The organism is Variovorax sp. P4_B10 (assembly GCF_056402375.1).
The window spans coordinates 129,962-149,340 of the sequence record NZ_JBFUHN010000002.1 but is presented as its reverse complement, the minus strand read 5'-3'; the positions used below and the strand labels follow the sequence as shown (position 1 = coordinate 149,340).

18 protein-coding genes and 1 pseudogene are annotated in these 19,379 nt (G+C 68.3%); 6 read left to right on the top strand and 13 right to left on the bottom strand.

Annotated elements, in window-relative coordinates; genetic code table 11:
• Window positions 1-15 precede the first annotated feature (15 nt).
• The 13 genes from AC1DXX_RS01915 to AC1DXX_RS01855 form a co-directional block, all read right to left on the bottom strand.
• Window positions 16-1,983: a CHASE2 domain-containing protein gene (locus AC1DXX_RS01915; protein WP_478132468.1), complete on the bottom strand. Its 1,968-nt coding sequence runs from the start codon at window positions 1,981-1,983 to the stop codon at window positions 16-18.
• Window positions 1,984-3,222 (bottom strand): FecR domain-containing protein, encoded by a 1,239-nt coding sequence (locus AC1DXX_RS01910; RefSeq protein ID WP_478132467.1) that lies wholly within the window; start codon window positions 3,220-3,222, stop codon window positions 1,984-1,986.
• A 71-nt stretch (window positions 3,223-3,293) separates the two neighbouring features.
• Window positions 3,294-4,010, bottom strand: coding sequence for a response regulator transcription factor (locus tag AC1DXX_RS01905; protein ID WP_478132466.1), 717 nt, complete (start codon window positions 4,008-4,010; stop codon window positions 3,294-3,296).
• 105 nt (window positions 4,011-4,115) lie between these two features.
• On the bottom strand, window positions 4,116-4,961 hold the full coding sequence (locus AC1DXX_RS01900) for an OmpA family protein (protein WP_478132465.1): 846 nt from the start codon (window positions 4,959-4,961) through the stop codon (window positions 4,116-4,118).
• A gap of 21 nt (window positions 4,962-4,982) precedes the next feature.
• Entirely contained in the window at window positions 4,983-6,206 is a 1,224-nt protein-coding gene (locus AC1DXX_RS01895; RefSeq protein WP_478132464.1) for a hypothetical protein, read from the bottom strand.
• Between the two features lie 99 nt (window positions 6,207-6,305).
• Window positions 6,306-6,569, bottom strand: a complete 264-nt coding sequence (locus AC1DXX_RS01890) for a hypothetical protein (protein ID WP_478132463.1) — start codon at window positions 6,567-6,569, stop codon at window positions 6,306-6,308.
• Window positions 6,570-6,612: 43 nt separating this feature from the next.
• A complete protein-coding gene (locus AC1DXX_RS01885) occupies window positions 6,613-6,930 on the bottom strand; it encodes an NIPSNAP family protein (protein WP_478132462.1) in 318 nt (105 codons plus the stop codon).
• Between the two features lie 39 nt (window positions 6,931-6,969).
• Window positions 6,970-7,947, bottom strand: coding sequence for a Bug family tripartite tricarboxylate transporter substrate binding protein (locus tag AC1DXX_RS01880; RefSeq protein WP_478132461.1), 978 nt, complete (start codon window positions 7,945-7,947; stop codon window positions 6,970-6,972).
• A gap of 30 nt (window positions 7,948-7,977) precedes the next feature.
• Window positions 7,978-9,663: a thiamine pyrophosphate-binding protein gene (locus tag AC1DXX_RS01875; protein ID WP_478132460.1), complete on the bottom strand. Its 1,686-nt coding sequence runs from the start codon at window positions 9,661-9,663 to the stop codon at window positions 7,978-7,980.
• Between the two features lie 122 nt (window positions 9,664-9,785).
• The gene (locus AC1DXX_RS01870; RefSeq protein WP_478132459.1) at window positions 9,786-10,673 is read right to left on the bottom strand and encodes a helix-turn-helix domain-containing protein; all 888 of its coding nucleotides are present in this window, start codon (window positions 10,671-10,673) and stop codon (window positions 9,786-9,788) included.
• Window positions 10,674-10,684: 11 nt separating this feature from the next.
• On the bottom strand, window positions 10,685-11,404 hold the full coding sequence (locus AC1DXX_RS01865; RefSeq protein ID WP_478132458.1) for a GntR family transcriptional regulator: 720 nt from the start codon (window positions 11,402-11,404) through the stop codon (window positions 10,685-10,687).
• 6 nt (window positions 11,405-11,410) lie between these two features.
• Window positions 11,411-11,962, bottom strand: coding sequence for a cupin domain-containing protein (locus AC1DXX_RS01860; protein ID WP_478132457.1), 552 nt, complete (start codon window positions 11,960-11,962; stop codon window positions 11,411-11,413).
• An 8-nt stretch (window positions 11,963-11,970) separates the two neighbouring features.
• Window positions 11,971-13,080, bottom strand: a complete 1,110-nt coding sequence (locus AC1DXX_RS01855) for an alcohol dehydrogenase catalytic domain-containing protein (protein WP_478132456.1) — start codon at window positions 13,078-13,080, stop codon at window positions 11,971-11,973.
• Window positions 13,081-13,228: 148 nt separating this feature from the next.
• Here AC1DXX_RS01855 and AC1DXX_RS01850 point away from each other — a divergent pair, with 148 nt between their 5' ends.
• The 6 genes and pseudogenes from AC1DXX_RS01850 (at window position 13,229) to AC1DXX_RS01825 (ending at window position 19,251) form a co-directional block, all read left to right on the top strand.
• The gene (locus AC1DXX_RS01850; protein ID WP_478132455.1) at window positions 13,229-14,827 is read left to right on the top strand and encodes a bifunctional 3-(3-hydroxy-phenyl)propionate/3-hydroxycinnamic acid hydroxylase; all 1,599 of its coding nucleotides are present in this window, start codon (window positions 13,229-13,231) and stop codon (window positions 14,825-14,827) included.
• Between the two features lie 55 nt (window positions 14,828-14,882).
• A complete protein-coding gene (locus AC1DXX_RS01845; protein WP_478132454.1) occupies window positions 14,883-15,293 on the top strand; it encodes a nuclear transport factor 2 family protein in 411 nt (136 codons plus the stop codon).
• Window positions 15,294-15,362: 69 nt separating this feature from the next.
• The gene (locus tag AC1DXX_RS01840; protein WP_478132453.1) at window positions 15,363-16,985 is read left to right on the top strand and encodes a sensor histidine kinase; all 1,623 of its coding nucleotides are present in this window, start codon (window positions 15,363-15,365) and stop codon (window positions 16,983-16,985) included.
• A 10-nt stretch (window positions 16,986-16,995) separates the two neighbouring features.
• Window positions 16,996-17,680, top strand: a pseudogene (locus AC1DXX_RS01835) (response regulator transcription factor).
• A 165-nt stretch (window positions 17,681-17,845) separates the two neighbouring features.
• Window positions 17,846-18,325 (top strand): SgcJ/EcaC family oxidoreductase, encoded by a 480-nt coding sequence (locus AC1DXX_RS01830; RefSeq protein ID WP_478132550.1) that lies wholly within the window; start codon window positions 17,846-17,848, stop codon window positions 18,323-18,325.
• Between the two features lie 176 nt (window positions 18,326-18,501).
• The gene (locus AC1DXX_RS01825; protein ID WP_478132452.1) at window positions 18,502-19,251 is read left to right on the top strand and encodes a TerC family protein; all 750 of its coding nucleotides are present in this window, start codon (window positions 18,502-18,504) and stop codon (window positions 19,249-19,251) included.
• Window positions 19,252-19,379 lie beyond the last annotated feature (128 nt).

The window sequence follows — 19,379 nt, the reverse complement described above, 5'->3', positions numbered from 1 at the left end:
CGCCGCTTCTTTTTTCTAGACCGCTCGATCCCCCGGCAGGGTGACACTGAACGTCGTGCCCTGCCCCACCGTGCTGCTGACGGCGACCGAGCCGCCATGGCGCTCGACCACCGTCCTGACCAGGCTCAGGCCCAGCCCGTGGCCCTCGACGCCGTCCTTCTGCTGGAAGCGGCTGTAGCGCTCGAACAGGCGAGGCAGGTCCGAAGCCCGGATGCCCTCGCCCTCGTCGCGGACCGTCACCACGGCCGCCTGGCCCGGCTTCCACGCCAGGGCGATCTCCGCGCGGCTGCCCGGCGGTGCGTACTTGACCGCGTTCTCCAGCAGATTGAACAGCGCCCGCCCGAGCAGGCGGGGCTCCGCCTGCAGCCAGCAGGCGCTGTCCTCGTCGGCCTGCGGCTCCGGCTGCGGCAGCACGAGCGCGAGCCGGATGCCCTTCTCCCGCGCGAGCGGCCAGGCCCGCTCGTACACCTCGCTCAGGAGCTGCGCCAGGTCGACCTCCATCCACACGTAGTCCTCACCCTCGGCGCGCAGCTGCAGCACGAAGTCGTCGGCCAGCGAGAGCGTGGTCTGCACCTGCCGCTCGATGCGCGCGTACAGCTCGACGCTCTCGGCGTTGCGCGGCGGCTGCGTGCGCAGCAGCGCCAGCACCGCCGACTGCGGCGCGCGAAGGTCGTGTGAGAGCAACTGCAGGGCCTCGGTGCGCTGGCGCTGGGCCTGCTGCTCGGCCTGCAAGCCGCGGTCGAGCGCCTCGACCACGTGCTGCCAGCCGTCCCGCGCCGGCAGGGCCGATCCGGCGTGCATGGCATCGGCCCGCCGGTACAGGTCGGCCAGCAGCACCATCAGCCGGCGCCAGCTCCACAGCAGGTAGCCCAGCAAGGCGGCCAGCAGCCAGAGGCCCACCGGCAGCCACAGGCGCCAGTGCAGCTGGAGCACGGTGGTGGCCGCGAGGGCCAGCAGGCCGAAAACCGACAGGCCGAGCAGCCCGGTCTGCGGCCCCGAGCGCCACAGCCAGACCATCCAGCCCAGCAGCGCGAGCGCTGCGGCAACGGTCTGCAGCCACGGGCCGGCCGCCACGAGAGTACGGCCTCCCAGCAGGCCGTCCAGCGCCGCGGCGCTGATCTCGACGCCCGGCATCAGGCCCGAGCCGCTGGAGAAGGGCGTCGGGTACTGGTCGCCGACGCCGGTGGCGGTCAGGCCCACCAGGATGGTCTTGCCGCGCAGTGCGGCGTCGGGCACCTCGCCGTTCAGCAGGCTCACGTAGGGCACGGCCTTGTGGTGCCCCGGCGGGCCGGAGAAGGGGATCAGCATGCGCGATGTGCGCAGCCAGCCCGTGCCGTCGGGCGGTTCGTCGGCGGCAGCCCTGGGTGCGGGCGCGGGGACACCGCTGGCCTGCGCCAGCGCCAGGGACAGGGAAGGCCAGCGCCGGCCCTCGGTGCCCTCGCGCAGGTACAGGCTGCGGACCACGCTGTCGTCGTCGAGCACCACATGCACATGGCCCAGCCCCGTGACCGCCCGCTCCAGCAGCGGCAGCGGGCGCAACGCCTCGGGCACCTGCCCGCTCGCCGGCGGCGTGTGCACGCTCACCGGCAGGAACACCGGGCTGACGGCCCTCAGGGCCTCCAGGGCCTGCGCGAAATCCGCATCGGCACGGGGCTCGGTGGCCGTTTCGGTGAACAGCATGTCGAAGGCCACCGCGCGCGGCGCAGCTGCGGCGAGGCGCCGCACCAGCCGCGCGTGCACGTCGCGCGGCCAGGGCCAGCGGCCCAGCGCGCGCAGGCTGGCGTTGTCCACCGCCACGATCAGGATGTCGGGGTGGGCGGGCCGGGTGTCGCGCTGCAGCAGGCCGTCGTACAGGGCCAGGTCGAACCGCTCCAGCACCTGGCCCCGCTGCATCAGTCCGGCGAAGGCCAGCACGATCAGCAGGCACGCGAGCCATTCGCGCCGCAGGCGGCGTGCTGCGTAAAGCGCAACCTTTGCGGGCAATCAGCGCACTCCCTCGACCAGCAGGGGCAGCACCGGGCCGACCGTCTCCGAATGCTGGCCTTGTGCAACCGTGTCGGCGCGAACGCGCCAGAAATACTGGCCCGGCGGCAAGGCCTGCACCCGCACCGCGTGACCGCGCAGGCCGTCGGCCCGCACGATCACGCGCGTGAAGGCCGCGTCCTCGGCAATCTCCAGGCCATAGGTGCTGTCGGCGATCGGGTTCCAGCCGAATTCGATCTCGTTGCTGGCGGCGATCCAACGCATCCGGCCGCCCAGCGATGCCGATGCGGACGCCCGCGAGAAGCCGCTGACCGTCACCTGCCCCTCGATGCCTTCCGGCGTCACGGCCGCCACCCGCGCGAAATAGCTCCCGAAGGGGAGCCCGTCGAACAGCGCCAGTTCGCGCGGACCGGAGCGCACCACATGCCGCTCGGCCACCAGGTCCAGGAATTCGGCATCGTGTGCGAGTTGCGCGCGGTAGCCGGCAGCGCCGCTCACTTCGGTCCACGCCAGCAGAACGGCGGGCTGGTTTTGCGGCAGGCCCGCATCGATCCATGCGGGGGCCGGCAGCAGTTCCTGAACGACACCGCCCTGCGGGCCTTCGTCGATGACCACCCCCTGCGGTGCCGACAGCAAGAGGTCCGGCTGTGTTGCCGTGCGGACCACGATGCGACTCTCCAGCACGCTCACCGCCACGCGGCGCCCGTCGGCCAGGTTCACGCGGAAGTGGGTGCCGCGCACGCCCACGGTCGCCATGCGCGTGCGCACGCGAAACGTGTCCTGGCCCGACGGAACTGCACGGGGGGGCACACGCGATTCGACCTCGCCCGCCTGCAGGTCGAGCAACGCGGCGGCGCGCCCCGCCGCATCGAAAAAGCGGACCAGCCGGACCGTGGAGTTCGACGGCAGCGTGCACAGCGAACCATCGGGCAGCCGCAGCGTGACGAAGCTGCCGGGCCCGGTGCGCACCCGCGCGCCCTCGGGAAGCCGCATGGCGGGTTGCGCTGCGCCGCTGCTGCCGCCGGACTCGGCACGCACATCGCCGCTGACAGCCACCACAACAGCATGCGTCTCCCCATCGGCGAAATGCAGGACCTTGCCGACCGGCAGCTGCCGCGGCTCGCCCACGCCGTTGCGCTGCTGGATCGAGGGCCACAGCAGCGGCCGGCCGAAGTGCTGCCGCGAAATGCCCCACAAGGTTTCTCCAGGCTGCACGACGTGCGGGGCCGGGGCTTGCAAGGGCGGTGCCGGTTGGGCGGCGAGGGCCATGGGCAGGCACAGACAGGCAACGGCCGACCATCTGCTTGCAGTCATGCGATGCGGTCCAGCCGATAGCCGAAACCGTAGACCGCCTGCAACTGGAACCCTCTGTCGATGGTCAATCCCAGGCGGGTTCGCACGCGCGATACATGGGTGTCGATCGTGCGCGATGCCGCCTGTCCCGCCCACAGCGCCTGGTTCAGGTGCTCGCGCGACAGCGGCCGCCCCAGGTGGCGAAACAGCAGGCGGGCAACCTCGAACTCCCTGAGCGGCAGGCGGAACTCTTCGGCGCCGTTCCGGATGGTCTGCCGCGCGGCACTGAAATGCCAGCCCTCGATCTCGTCGTCGCGCGGCTCGACAGGTTGCGAGCCCACGCTGCGCAGGAGCACCTGAAGGCGGGCCAGCAGTTCGAACGGTCGCCACGGCTTCACGAGGTAGTCGTTCGCCCCCCCGTTGAGCGCCTGCACCACCTCGAACTCGCCGCCCCGTGCGGTGAGCATCAGCACCGGCACGTTGGAGCGAAGGTCGTCGCGCACACGGCGCAGCACGCTGTAGCCCGACAGATCCGGCACGGACCAGTCGAGAATGAGGATGTCGAAGCTGTCGCGTTGCAGCATCTCGAGGAAGGCTTCCCCTCTCTTTTGATGCACGACCTCATGGCCGTTATTGACCAGAAGTTCCATCACCGCCTGCGCTTCGGCGGGGGAGTCTTCAAGCAGTGCGATGCGTCTGCGCGCCGCTTGGGCGGCGCTGGACTTGTAGCTCACGGACGATTCCCGCACGGCGCCCCCTGCAATGCGCCGCGTTGTTGCGTCCTCGTCCGGACAACGCAGACAGCGATCTCGTCGATGGTGCCGCGGGGCAATGACAATTTATCGTTCACCAGTGACTTCGAGTTCCACGCGCCGGTTGGGCTGCAGGCAGGCAATGAGTGGGGTGCGTTGCGCGCTGTCGGCGCACTGGACCAGCGGCTGCGTCTTGCCGACACCGAGGGCCCGCAGCGCCGACTGCGGCAGGCCCTGCGCGATCAGGTAGTCGCGCACCGTGGCTGCGCGCGCGATCGAAAGCGCCTGGTTGTAGGCGTCGCCGCCCAACCTGTCCGTGTGGCCGATGACGGTGACCGTATCGAAGCGCTTGTACTGGCCCTTGAGCTGGGCCGCCAGTTCGTCGAGCTGCTTGCGTCCCCCGGGCAGCATATCGGCCGTGCCCGACTTGTCGAAAGCGAAGAGCGCGTCGGCTGCGACCTTGAACCGCTGCGGTGCGGCCGCGGCCGCCACCGGCCGCACCACCTCGCTGACCTTGGGCTGGAGGTAGCCCGCGCAGGCCGGGTCCTTCCAGTACATCGCGTCGGTGACGCCGTCCTTGTAGACCACCTTGTACTGGCAGGTGACGAACTCGTCGCCGCGGCCGGTGCGGAAGTTGAACAGGTAGTCCCATTCCTTCGGGCCGAACAGGCCCTCGCTGAAATGCGGGTAGCTGAGGAGCTCGCGCACCTGGTTCTTCGTCATGCCGCGGCCGATGCGGCGCAGCTGTTCCACGTCGATGAAGGTTCCGCCCTTGAGCCAGGCGCTGCCCGCGTCGGGAAAGCCCACGGATTCGTTGGCGGCCGGCGTTGCGGCCGCCCGATCGGGCGTGTTGTTGGCGCTCGAGGCGCAGCCGCCCAGCATTGCCGCCAGCGCGGCCAGCGCGAAGAATTGGATCGTGTTCTGTTTTTTCATGGATGTTGCCCCTCTTGCCGGTCAGTCGAACGAGAACCCGAAGCCCACGCGCACGATGGCCTTGCTGCCACCGGACCCCCAGCCCACGCCGGCATGCAGGGTGGTCTGTCCGTTGTCCGAGCGCTTGAGCAGGTTGAAGCCGATGCCGGCCTGGCCGTTGTAGCCGGCCACGGCCCCGCTCACGTGGTAGCGGCCCGGCTCCACCGGCGTGACCACCGCCATCGCTGCCGAGGCCGCGATACCGCCCGAGAGCATCCGGGTGTTGGCATTGACCTTGTCGTCCAGTGCGTTGATGCGGTTGTTGATGGCGCCGACCGCGCCGTTGAGCTGGTTCACGTTGACCGCGTCGTTGGGCGCAACGCCGTTGGCGACGTTGTGGACCGCCACCGGGCCGGTCGAGTTGCTGCCGCCCATGGTCACGCTGTTGTAGTTGGTGGTGCCGTCCACGTTGGTGTCGTACTTGACGGTCGACTGGTCGATCACCGCCACCGTGCCTTGCACCGCCCTCAGTTGCGAGACGTTCACCGCGTCGCTGTCGGCCGCGCCCGCGGCCACGCCGGTGATCTGGCGGAACTGGCCGTTGGCCGCGTCGCCCACCGACACGGCCGCCAGCGTGCTGGTGGTCGCGCCGATCGCGATGCGTTGCGAGTCCGTGGCCGTCGGCGGTACATAGCCGGCCACGCCTGCGGCGGTGGACGCGACCGAGCCGGCGCCGAGCGCGACGCCGCCGGCCTGGGTCACGCTGGTCCCCGCGCCGATGGCCACCCCCTGCGCGGCGGCGGCCACCGCATTGGGACCGACAGCGACGGAGTTGGCGCCGGTCGCGCCGGAATTCGCCAAGGTCGAATTGCCGGCCAGGGTGGAGTTGGTATGGAAGTACGGGGTCTCGTCCACGCTGATCCACTGGCCGTTCTTCCAGACGGCCAGGCCCGCTTGCAGACCGTTGACCCCCGTTGTTTCCGTGCTGTTGTAGACCACCATGCCTTCGACAGGCTGGTTGCCGTTGAGGCCCCAGGTGTTGCGGTCGGTCAGGGCGATGCGTGTGACAAGGAAGCCGCGATTGGGACTTTCGAGTTCGAGCACGGAACCAGGATTGATGCCCAGGGGGTTGGCGCCGATCTTGACTTGCGCCTGCGCAGTACCGGCCGCGCCCAGCAGCGTGAGGACCGCAACTGCCAACGCGGTACGTGCAACGTGCGATGTCTCGCCGCGGCTGCTCGGTGGGGAGCCATAGGAAGTGTTCATTTGTTCATGCCCTGAAATGAGTGTTTCAAAAAGTGAACAAATTCTGTTGGCGCCCCCCTGATCACCAAAGACCAAGACACAGTTGTTGACGTTCTTTTGTTAACTATTTCTCATAACAAATTCGATGCCCTTGAGGTTCAGGTTCACGACCTGGTCGAACTCCTCGTCGGTGCAGTCGACGAGGAGCTTGCGGATGTTGAGGGCCGGCGCGGCCGCCGCGATGTCGATGCGCCCGTGCGCCGACAGCGTGTGCTCGGCCAGCGAGCCCAGGGCATGCGCCGAAGCCTGACCGATGCCCGACGCCGCGCCGATTACCACGGCTGTCCTGTCGGTGAGATCGAAGAATCGCCGGTAGTCCTGCATGCGCTGTGTCCGTGGTCCGTGAAAAGGAAATCAGAAACGTGAATCAGGGCTTGAAGAAGGCCGTCGGCACCATCAGTCGCGTCTCCTGCGACACGAGGTACGCGGCCTGCGCACTTTTCTCGAGGTAGCTCGCCCATGCCGGGTCGCGCTGCATGGCCGCGCGCCTGGCGGCGCGGTCGGCCGCGTCGGCGAAGACCCAGATATGGGTGTAGCTGTTGACGTTGCCGGTCTCGGTCTGCAGGTAGGCCAGCGGCTCGCCCAGGTGGCGGCGCTGTGTGTCGAAGCCGTGCTCGGCGTAGAGCGCCAGGTGGCGCTTGAGCGTGCCGGGGCGGCAGGTGTAGGTGCGGACGTCGTAGAGCATGCGGTTCCTTCTTCTTCGGGAGCGGGGTTGTCGAAAAAATCAGTCTGCGGTGGCGCCTGAGCGCGCCACCAGGGCGCCCCATCGCGTCACTTCCTGGGCGACGAAGGGCTGGAAGGCCTCGTGCCGGTCGCCGATGGGGTCGGCGCCGAGTTCCTTGAGGCGTGCCTGCACGGCCGGGTCGGCCACCGCCTGCGCGATGGATGCGGAGAGCCTGGCCACCACCGGCGCCGGGGTGCCGGCCGGCGCGAAAAGGCCGAACCAGGAGCGCGCATCCATCTGCGGGTAGCCGGCCTCGGCGAAGGTGGGCACCGCGGGCAGGTTGGCGCGGCGGGCCTTGCCGGTGACCGCCAGCGGCCGCAGCTTGCCGGCCTGCACCTGCGTCAGCACCTCGGGCAGGTTCGCGAACATCGCCTGCACCTGGCCGCCGATCAGGTCGGTCTGGGCGAGCGCGCCGCCCTTGTAGGGCACATGCAGCATCCGCGCGCCGACGAGCGTGTTGAACTGCTCCCCGGACAGATGGGCAGCGGTGCCGGTGCCGCCGGAGGCGAAATTGACCTTGTCGCCGGCCGCCTTCGCGAAAGCAGCGAACTCGGCCGCGCTGCGCGCCTGCACCTCCGGGTTCACCACCAGCACCAGCGGCACCGAGGCCAGGTTCGACAGCGCGGCGAAGTCCTTCGTCAGGCTGTAGTCGAGCTTGCGATAGAGCGTCGCGTTGATCGCGTGGCTCGAGGTCGCCATCAGGATGGTGTAGCCATCGGGTGCGGCGCGGGCCACCGCCACGGCGCCGATGTTGCCGTTGGCCCCGGCCCTGTTGTCGACGACGACAGGCTGGCCGAGCTGGTCCGAAACCTTCTGCCCCACCACGCGGGCGATCACGTCGGTGGCGCCGCCGGCGGCGAAGGGCACCACGATCCGGATCGGGCGCACCGGGAAATCGGTCGCGCCCTGCGCATGGGCCTGCACKAGCGCGCAGGCACCCAGTGCCACCAGGGCCGAAGCCCGCAGCAATGTGTTCATGTCTTGTCTCCTGGTTGTCGAAAAAGTCGTTCAGGCCGCGGCGCGCAGGGCCTTCTCGCGCAGCTCGCTGAGGGTGGCGCGCGGCGTCAGGATCTCGGGCTCGATGACGAGTTCGATGAGTGCGGCGCCGCCGCCGGCCAGCGCGCGCTGCAGCGCCGGCGCGAAGTCCTCGCTGCGCGCCACGCGCTCGGCATGCAGGCCGAAGGACTGGGCGTACAGCACGAAATCGGGGTTGCACAGGTCGGTGCCGATCGGCCGGCCCGGGTAGTTCACTTCCTGGTGCATGCGGATCGTTCCGTACATGCCGTTGTTGAAGACGATGAAGACGATGGCGAGGTCGTGGCGCCTGACGGTCGCGAGCTCCTGTGAGGTCATCAGGAAGCAGCCGTCGCCGGCCAGGCAGATCACCTGGCGGGCGGGATGCTGCAGCTTGGCCGCGATGGCGGCCGGAACGCCGTAGCCCATCGCGCCGCTGGTGGGCGCGAGCTGCGTGTGCGGCCGCGAGAACGGGTAGTAGCGGTGCGCCCAGGCGCTGTAGTTGCCGGCGCCGTTGGTGAGGATCGCATCGGGCTCCAGCGTCTCGGCGAGCGCCTGGATGACGCGGGCCGGGTCGAGCTTCGCCTGGCGCGTCGACGGCGCCGTGTAGCGCTCGTAGTTGCCGCGCAGCCGGCCGAGCCACTCGCGCCAGGGCGCCGCATCGACCGGTGGCAGTTCGGCCGCGGCCGCGGCGAACGGGTCGAGGCTGCTCGACACCTTGAGCGCCGGCTGGTACACACGCCCCAGCTCCTCGGCGCAGGCCAGCACGTGCACGAGGCGCTGGCGCGGCACGGGCACCTCGAGCAGCGTGTAGCCGCCGGTCACGATCTCGCCGAGCCGGGTGCCCACGGCGATCAGCAGGTCGGCCTCGCGCACGGCCTTGGCCAGCTCGGGATTGACGCCGATGCCGACCTCGCCGACGTACTGCGGGTGGCGGTTGTCGAACAGGTCCTGCCGCCGAAAGGCACAGGCCACCGGCAGGCCGTTCTGCACGGCAAAACGCTCGATGGCCTCTCGGCCATCGGCGCTCCAGCCCGGCCCGCCGAGCAGCAGCAGCGGCCGCTGCGCAGCGGCGAGCTGCTCGCGCAAGCGACGCATCGCATCGGGCGCGGGGTGCGACTGCGGCACCTCGACGCGCGGCGCCACCACGGCAAAGGCGGAGTCGGTCAGCATGTCCTCGGGCAGCGCGAGCACCACCGGGCCGGGGCGGCCGGACATCGCGACCGACCAGGCGCGCGCCATGAGCTCGGGCACGCGCGCCGCGTCGTCGATCTGCGCCACCCACTTCACGAAGGGACCGAACATGCGCCGGTAGTCGATTTCCTGGAAGGCCTCGCGCTCGATCATGTCGCGCCCGACCTGGCCGATCAGCAGGATCATCGGCGTCGAGTCCTGGAAGGCCGTATGCACGCCGATGCTCGCGTTGGTCGCCCCGGGGCCGCGTGTCACCATGCAGATGCCGGGGCGGCCGGTGAGCTTGCCGTGCGCCTCGGCCATGAAGGCGGCCGCGCCCTCGTGGCGGCAGACCACGACGCGCATGGCGTCCTGCTGCGCGTAGAGCGCGTTCAGCACGTCGAGGTAGCTTTCGCCCGGCACGCAGAACACGGTGTCGGCGCCTTGCGCGAGCAGCGCGTCGACGATCAGCTGGCCGCCGGTACGAAGTTGGGGGGAGTCGTTCATCGCCGGCGATCGAACCGCCATCGCGGCGGTGGAGTTGAGGAGGGATGAACTCTAAGCAGCCGCCCCCACGAGGTGGTAGGACGATTGCGAACCCGTTTGGTACTTTTTTCCCAGCCCGGACGTCAGCGCGGCGTGCCGTACCGCTTCTTGAATTCGCCCGGCGTCAGCTGCGTGTGCTTCTTGAAGAAGCGGCTGAAGTAGGCATGGTCTTCGAAGTGGAGATGAAACGCGATTTCCGCAACCCCCATCGCCGTGTTGCTCAGCAGCCGCTTGGCCTCCAGCACCAGCCGCTCGTGCACGACCTGCCCCGCGGTCTTGCCGAGCGTGCGCTTGACGGCGTCGTTGAGCTGGCGCTCCGTGACGTGCAACTTGTCCGCGTAGTCGCGCAGCGGACCGAAGTCGAGGTAGTGCTGGTCGACCAGCAGCTTGAAGCGCCTGGTCAGCGAGTAGCTCTGCGGGGAGCCGCCGTGGGCGCTGCGCTCCGGATAGAACCTGCGCAGCCGGGTCAGCAGCACGAGGAGGTAGGAGCGCACGATGTCCAGGCGCCCCGTCTCCTTGCCCTGGACCTCCTTCTCCATCGCCAACAGCAGCGGCAGCAGCTCTTCGTGCTGGGAGGGGCTGAGGTAGAGCACCGGTGCATCCGCCGCGATGTGGAAGAACGGGTATTGCGCGATCTCGTCGGAACGCGGGAACATCTGGACGAAGAACTCGGGGCTGAAGTTGATGGCGAAGCCCTTGGGCGGCACCGTCGAGTGCCAGCCGTGAAGCTGCCCCGGCGAAACGAAGAACACGGTGTTCGCACGCGCGTCGAAGCTCTCGAAATCCACCAGGTGCGTGCCGTCGACCTCGCTCATCCAGAGCAGGTGATAGTAGTTGTGGCGGTGCGGAAAGCCGCGCGGTATGTCGGGCCGATCCTCCAGCCGCACCAGGTCGAAATAGAACGCGTCTTCCTCCCCGCTGAAGTCGGAACTGTCGAAGACGGGGAAATCGGCAACGGAAGGGTTTTGCACAGGGGTGCCCCCTACGACTCCGCGGCCTGAACTGCCTGGAGGGCGGCCAGCACGTTGCGCTGCGTGCTCTGGATGTGCTCCTCGAGCAAGGCGCAGGCCGTGTCCGCGTCGCGGCGCAATGTCGCGTCCATGATCTTCCGGTGCTCGTTCGACTTGCGGCGTGCGGTCTTCCTGTGGCGGGCGGAAAACCGCCTGTAGCGCTCCGCCTGGTCGAACAGGCTTGCGCCCCAGACACGCTGGCGCGACGAGGGGCATGCAGCCAGCAGTGCGAGGTGGAAGGCACGGTGCAGCTGCGACCAGTCGTTGTCGAGAATGACCGGCCCGTCGCTCAGGCGTGACTCGACCTTCTCCAGGCGGTGGTACGCGGCCAGCAGGTCCGCCTCCCAGGCATCGTCGCCGTGGGCGATGGCTTCCCGCAGCGCCGGCACGTCGAGCATGACGCGCATGCGCGTGATGTCGGCCAGGTCGTCTTCGGAGATCGGTGCCACGCGGAAGCCACGGCGCTCGTCGGCGCGGATCAGCCCCTCCTGCGCCAGCCGGCTGAGCGCCTCGCGCAACGGGCTGCTCGAATAACCGTAGGCCGACTGGAGTTCGTCGAGCTTGAGCTTGGTGCCGGCTTCGAAGGTACCGGTCAGAACGTCTTGCCGCAAGCGCGTGAAGGCCTGTTCGACCAGCAGCGGTTCGTGGACGGGTGGGGTTTCCTGTTTGCGCATGGAAACAATTTTATGCATGGGCCTTCATCCTCCACCGCCTGCGCGCCTCGCGCCCACCAGCACGAACAGCATGGTCGCGGGCTTGTCGCCGAGGTTGCGCCATGCATGCCGGTTGCCCTGCTGCACGGCGACGTCGTGCCGGCACAGCAGCACCTGCGCGCCGTCGTCCAGCTCGAGCGTGATCTCGCCTTCGAGCACGATGTCGTAGTCGATGCTGTCGGTGGTGTGCATGCCCGGGTGGTCGGGCTCGAAAGTTTCGGCCAGGCCGGGCACCAGGCGGCTGGCCTCGGCGCCGAAGGCGGCCGCATCGAACTCGGCGCGCATCATCACCGCGTCGGGCGGGAACCTGACCATCATGACGCGGGTGCCGCCCGCGGCCGGCGCGAAGCTTGCCTCCGGCGTACGGTCAGCTGCGGCGCCCGCGCCCACGGTGTCGGCGGCCTCCGTCGCCCACAGCAGCGCCGCAGCATGGCCGGGCAGGGTCGTGAACTCGACGCTGCGCGGCGCAACGCCATCCGAGAGCACCCGGGCCTTGCCGTCGGCGCCCGTGCCTGCCACCACGCGTCTGATTTTCATGATGGGCCTCAGGGGTTGATGACGAAGTTGCTGAAGCCGCCGTTGCGGCTCGCGATGCCCGAGATCGCCTCGTTGATGCGGTCCAGCGGATAGCACACGTGCTCGAACACCGAGAGGTCGAGCGTGCCCGCCTCCGCCATGTCGGCCATGTCCTGCCCCTCGCCGGCGGTGAACCAGGCCGAGCCCTCGATGCTCTGCTGCTCGTCCATCATGGTGTGCAGGTCCATGCCCACCATGCCTGCGATGGCGCCGATGTTGTAGGCGCGGCCTCCGCGCTTCAGGGCGCGCACGCCCTGCTGGAATGTCTCGTGCGATGCGCCGGGGCCCAGCGCATCGATGAAGGTGTCCACCCCCAGTCCGTCCGTGCGCGCCTTGGCCCATGCATCGATCGCCTCGCCGTCGGCGCTGGAAAAGACCTCGATGCGATCGGGTGCCAGCGCCTTGACGCGCTCCAGCAGTTCGCGGTTGCGCCCGGTGCCCAGGATGCGCGTGGCGCCCATGGCCAGGCCGAAGAGCGCACCGCCGATGCCCAGGGTGCCGCTGATGCCGTTGATCAGCACGCTTCGGCCGGGGCCGACCTGCGCCTTGCGCATCGCGGAGTACATGGTGCCGAGGTAGCCGAAGCGCGCCGCCTGGTTGAAGCTCACGTTGTCCGGCAGCTTCACCAGCGCGTACTGCGGCGCGATCATGTATTCGCACAGGCCGCCGTAGGGGTAGTTCTTGTAGAGCTTGAGCGAGTTCTGCGAGAAACCGAAGTAGCCGCTGAACGCGTAGTGCGTGCAGTTGATGAGGTCGCCGTTGCGGCAGGCGCGGCAGCCACCGCAGTAGAGGCTCGGATTCACGTAGACGCGGTCGCCCGGCTTCCACGTGTGCACGTGGGAGCCGACCGCCGTCACTTCGCCGGCCGGGTCCAGCCCGAAGACCGCGGGCAGCGGCGGCAGCGGGAGCTCCGGAAACCAGGTCGTCCAGTTGGCCAGGATGTTGCCGAGATTGGGCACGATGCCGCACGCACGAACCCTCACCTGGACGTCGTTGGCAGCGGGTTGGGGAATCGGCAACTGCTCGACCTCCATCGGGGCGCCGACCTTGTGCAGTCGGGCGGCTTTCATCGTCGTCATGGTGTCTCCTTGTGGATGGGAACTGAATGCACAAAGTGTGTTTTGTGCATTCTTTTCGACCCTGCGGCACGAGGCCATCGGTGACAACCCTCGGTGCATAAAAATATGTTTTATGCACAATCCTGGATTCACGCACTCGGAATCGACCATGCTCCAACAGAACCCAGAACCCGTCGACGTGGCGATCGTCGGCTTCGGCCCCGTCGGCGCGACGCTCGCCGCGCTGCTCGGCCAACGCGGCCTGCGCGTTGCGGTCTTCGACAAGTCGGAACAGATCTACCCGCTGCCGCGTGCCTTTGCGCTCGACCACGAGGCGCTGCGCGTGTTCCAGGAAATCGGCATCGCCGGCACGCTCGCGCCGCACATGACGCCCTATCGCCCCACGATCTACCAGGGAAGCGACGGCGAACCCATCCAGCATTTCGACATGGGACCGTCGCCCTACCCGCTGGCGTGGGCGCCGTCGTACACGTTCAACCAACCGGCGCTGGAAACATCGCTGCGCCAGGCCGTCGGCAAGCTTCCCGGCGTGTCGGTCCATCTCGGGCACGAGGTGCTGCAGCTGAGCCAGTCGCCGGCCCATGCGCAGCTCGGCGTTCGCAGGCCCGACGGCACGCAGGCGCAGCTGCAGGCACGCTACGTCGTCGGCTGCGACGGCGGCACCAGCCCCACACGCAAGCAGATGGGGCTGAAGCTCAAGAGCCTCGACTTCGACGAGCCCTGGATCGTGGTCGACATGCACGTCGACGAAGACAAGCTCGACCGGCTGCCCGCGACCAATGTCCAGTACTGCCACCCGTCGCGGCCCTGTACCTACGTCGTGGGCCCGGGCACCCACCGGCGCTGGGAGTTCCTGCTGCTGGCCGACGAGGCCGAGCAGCGCGAGATGCCGCACGCGTCCATCTGGAAGCTGCTCGCCCCCTGGCTCACGCCCGCGGACGCACGCATCTGGCGCGCGGCGACCTACCGCTTCCATGCGGTGGTTCTCGAGCAATGGCGCCAGGGACGCGTGCTGCTGGCAGGCGACAGCGCGCACCAGATGCCGCCCTTCCTGGCCCAGGGCATGTGCCAGGGTTTGCGCGATGCCGTCAACCTTGCCTGGAAGCTCCAATGGGTGCTCGAGGAGCGCGCGCCCGAGAGCCTGCTGGACAGCTATGGCGACGAGCGCGGGCCCCAGGTGGAAGACGTGACGGCGACCGTCAAGCGACTGGGCCAGATCATCTGCGAACGCGACCCGGTGCGTGCCGCCGAACGCGACCTTCGCCTGCGCGAGCAGCAAGGCGGACAGGTGCGGATGCAGCTGCGCCAGAGCCTGTTGCCCGGCGTGCGCCACGGCCTGATCGACCGCGACGCGTTGCCTGCGGGCACGCCCTTCCCCCAGGCGATGGGATGCATCGAACCCGGCGTTGCGCCGCAAATGATGGACGACCTGTTGCAGCCCGGGTTCCTGCTGGTGCTTCGCCATGCGCCCGATCCGGCGGTACGCCGGGCGCTGGAGACATCGGCAGCAAGCCTCGGGGTGCAGATGCTGTGCATCGATGCTGCGGCGACGGGGCCCGGCGTGATGAAGCTGGCCGAAGCCGACGGCATCCTGGCGGCCTGGTTCGAGCGCCATGCATGCGAGGCCGCACTCGTCAGGCCGGATCACCTGGTCTACGGGGTGGCACGCACCCTCCAGGACGCCGGGGCCCTGATGCAACGCGCCTCCCGGGATCTCGGCACCCGATCTCCGGCTCTCGCTGCGTGAGAAGAACATCCAGCGCGACTGCATCCGAAAACATCCACTGCCGGGAACACACACCATGAACGAAGCCGCCTCCCGCCCGCCCTCCGACACCGAATCCCTCCTGCTCGATCTCGAAGCGCAGCGATGCGACGCCATGAAGCGCGCCGACTTCGCGCGCCTGCGCGAGATTCTTCATCCGGGTCTCGTTCACGTTCACGCCAAGGGCCAGACCGACAACTACGAAAGCTACTTCCGCTCGGGCGGTACCCATGTCGCCTACAGGCAGATCGACCGTTCGGAGCTGAAGGTCCAGGTACTCGGCGGCACCGCCCTCATGACGGGCCGGCAACTGCTCGTGGCCGTGCGCAAGGACGGCAGCGGCACCGTGCGCATCGACTCGCGCGTGATGCAGGTCTGGGCCCTGGAGAACGACCGCTGGCGGCAGTTGGCGTTCCAGACCACGCCGCTGGAAATGAGCGTCTCCTGATTTCGCGGCAAGCCTCTCGTTCATCTGTTGTTCATCCGCTGGCGCGTGCCGTGGCGCTAAAGTCGCCGCATGTTTCGCCTCCGCCTGTCGCTCGCCTTCGCCGTTCTCGTCGCGCTGGTCTGCATACAGGCCGGTTTCGTCTACTGGGGATCGAACCGGGTCAACGACTACGCCCAGCACAGCCGGCTGGCCAGCGACATCCTGTCGGAACTGCTGGAACTGTCGGCCAGCAAGCAACGGCTGCGCGTCTGGGCGTCCCAGCAGCTGATGGATGCGAACGCATCGCCCGAGGTGCGCGACAGCCTGCTGGCGCGCATGCAGGCCAGCACGGAGACGCTCCGGAACCTCGCGCGGCGCGACCTTTCCCTGTGGGGCGGAATCGCGGCACGCGAAGGCGTGCCCATACCGCCGGAGGTCGATCAACTCGTCGCGGTCAGCGACCTGCTCAACGACAACATCGCCGCGGTCCGCGCCCGGCTGCTGAAACTCGCACCGCTGGAGCGTGGCGCCGAGTTCGCCAGCGTCTGGCAGGAACTGAACGAAGTCTTCGACAAGGCGCGCGGCCGCGACTTGCGCGAGTTGATCAACGGCGCCATCGAACGGCAGCGCAATGTCATGCCTGTTGCCCGTGCCGCGACCGAGCGCGGCCTGGACCAGCTGCGCCAGCAGACCATCGGCCTGGCCGCCCTCACGCTAGCGGCCGCCATCGTGCTTGCGCTGTATCTGAACCGGCGGCTGCAGCGGCCGCTGGACCGCCTGCTGGAAGGCACGCGGGCCTTGCGGGCCGGCGAACTCGACCACCGCATCGCGCTGGGTTCGCACGACGAGTTCGGCCGCGTCGCCGAGCACTTCAATGCGATGGCGGCCGAACTGCAGCGGCACCGGCGCGACGCCGATGCCGCACGCCGCCGGCTCGAGGAGGCCGTGCTGGAGCGCACCGGCGAACTGAGCGCCGCGCACGAGGCATTGCAACAGATCGACCAGCGGCGCCGCCAGCTTCTCGCCGATCTCAGCCACGAACTTCGCACGCCGGCCACCGCGATCCGCGGGGAGGCGGAGATCGCCCTGCGCGGCGCCGACAGGCCGCCGACCGAGTACCGGGAGACGCTGACGCGCATCGTGGGCGGCGTGAAGCAGCTCACCGGCGTGATCGACGACCTTCTTCTGGTCGCCAGGGCCGAGGCAGACCAGTTGGCGATGCGCTTCGGCACGGTCGACCTGTCGGAGTTGCTGGGCGACGCCACCGAAATGGCGGGGACGCTGGGTGCACGGCACAACGTTCGCGTTGCGCTCGAGCCCCGCGAAGCCGGCCTGCCCCCGGTCATGCTGCAGGCCGATGCCGACCGGCTCCGGCAGGCCCTTGTCATCGTGCTCGACAACGCGGTGCGCTATTCGCGCAACGACGCAACGGTGCGGGTGAGCTGGCGGCCGATCGACGGCCGCGTACAGGTGGTCGTGGCCGACGAGGGAATCGGCATCGATGCGGACGAGTTGCCGCAGGTGTTCGAGCGCTTCGTTCGCGGCCGCCGCGCGCGCCTCCACCGGGCCGACGGAACCGGCATCGGACTGTCGATCGCGCAGGCCATCGTGCATGCTCACCACGGCCGCATCGACGTCGAGAGCATCCCCCTGCAGGGCACCACGGTGCGCATCGAATTGCCCCGCCTGTACAGTCCCCCCGTCCCGTCCTGACCCGAGAAACATGAACATCCTGGTTGTCGAAGACGACGCGCGCGTCGCCGACTTTCTGCTGCGAGGCCTGAGCGCCGAGGGTTACCGCGTGCAGCTGGCGCGCACCGGGCCCGAAGGCCTCGAACTCGCGCGCGGCAGCGATCTGTCGCTGCTGTTGCTGGACCTGATGCTCCCCGGCCTGAGCGGCCTAGAGCTGTGCCAGACGCTGCGCGCCGAAGGCCACCACGTGCCCGGTGCTGATGCTCACCGCGTTGAGCAACACCGAGGACAAGGTCAGCGGCCTGCGCCTGGGCGCCGACGACTACCTCACCAAACCCTTTGCGTTCGAGGAGCTCCTGGCGCGCATCGAGGCCTTGCTTCGCCGCGGCCGGGAGCAGAGACCCAGGGCCACCACGCTGCAGGTGGCAGACCTCGTTCTCGACCGGGAGCGCATGGAGGTGATCCGTGCCGGCAAGCTCGTTCCGCTGACCGCCAAGGAGCTTGCGTTCCTCGAGCTGTTGATGACGGCGCCCGGCCGCGTCTACAGCCGAGAGCGTATCCTTTCCAATGTCTGGGGAACCAACGAAGATCCGCTGACCAACATCGTCGACGTCTATGTCCGCCGCCTGCGTGCCAAGATCGACGATGGCCATCCCGTTCCGTTGCTGAAGACGGTGCGCGGCCTGGGTTACCGGCTGGATGCCGCGCCGGGTTGAGGCGGTTCATGCGATGTTCATGTGCGCGTCACGCCGGGTTCATGGCGGACAGCAGGTGATGTTCAGGGAGATACCGAAGAATGAAGTCCTGTATCGCAACAACGATGCAGTACCGGAAATCCCGGTAATCGACTGTCCATTGCAAAAAAGGAAAACTCCATGAACATGCTTCGTACGCTCTCCCTCTCGGCAACGACGGCGGCGGTCCTCGTCATCTCGACATCTGCCTTCGCGCAAGCGCCCGCCGGGGCGACTTGCACGCCGGCCACCGAGCCGCAGATCGCGGCGCTGTTCGACCGCTGGAACGACTCGCTGCGCACGCTGGACCCCGACAAGGTCGTTGCCAACTACGCGACCGACGGCGTGCTGCTGCCGACCGTTTCGAACCAGCCGCGCACCAATCCGGCGGAGATCCGCGACTACTTCGTCAAGTTCCTGAAAAGCGCGCCACAGGGCACGATCGACCACCGCATCATCAAGATCGGCTGCAATGTGGCACAGGACGTGGGCACCTACACCTTCAAGTTCAAGGACGGCAAGAAGGTGCATGCCCGCTACACGTACGTCTACGAGTGGGTGAACGGCCAATGGCTGATCGCCCATCACCACTCCTCGGCGATGCCCGAGGTTGCCGCTCGCAAGTAGGCCCCCTCCGTCACGATCCCTCGATCGCCGTAGGATAGCGGCGCTCGAATCGTCGGCGGGGTCGCATTGCCCAGCCCGAATTGCCCACGCGACAGCCCGCCAGGAAGTCGCGTGGCATTCTCCGTCCCTGCGTCCGATCAACCCTCTCCTGGCGCTGCCGTGCCGAAAGAACTTCCATGCTCGAACTCTTGACGAATCCTCAGGTCTGGATCGCCTTCGCGACCTTGACTGCGCTTGAGCTCGTGCTGGGCATCGACAACATCATCTTCATCTCCATCCTGGTCGACAAGCTGCCTCCCGCCAGGCGCGAATTCGCGCGGCGGGCCGGGCTGTTCATGGCCATGTTCATGCGCATCGGACTGCTGCTGGTCCTCGCGTGGATCGTGGGTCTGGTCGCTCCGCTTTTTTCGGTGCTCGGCCAGGACATCTCGGGCCGAGACCTGATCCTGATCCTGGGCGGTCTGTTCCTGATATGGAAGAGCACCACCGAGGTCCATCAATCGCTGGAGGGCGCGCACGAGCAGAAGTCCAGCGCAGTCAAGGCGACCCTGGCCTCCGTCCTGCTCCAGATCATGGTGATCGATCTCGTGTTCTCGCTGGACTCGATCATCACCGCGGTCGGCATGGTGGACGACGTCCGGGTGATGATCGCTGCGGTGGTCGCGTCCGTGTTCCTGATGATGCTGTTCGCCAGCCCGATCGGCCGCTTCGTCTCGAACCACCCCACCATCAAGATGCTGGCGCTGGCCTTCCTGGTGGTGGTGGGCGTCGTCCTTGTCGCGGAGGGCTTCGATCATCATGTGCCCAAGGGCTACGTGTACTTCGCGATGGCCTTCTCCATGGCCGTGGAGATGCTCAACATCAGGATGCGCAAGAAGGCAGCCAGGGCCGTGGAATTGCACCCGCCCCGCATGCCGGGCGCTTGAAATCAACGCGGCTGCATCCGCAGCGCACCGTTGCGGCAGGAGCGACGCCTGCCAGCAGGCCGCTTTGCAGGTATCCGCAGTACCCCCGGTACGTTGGGGGCGATCCCGACGCCGCGGCGAGTTTTGTC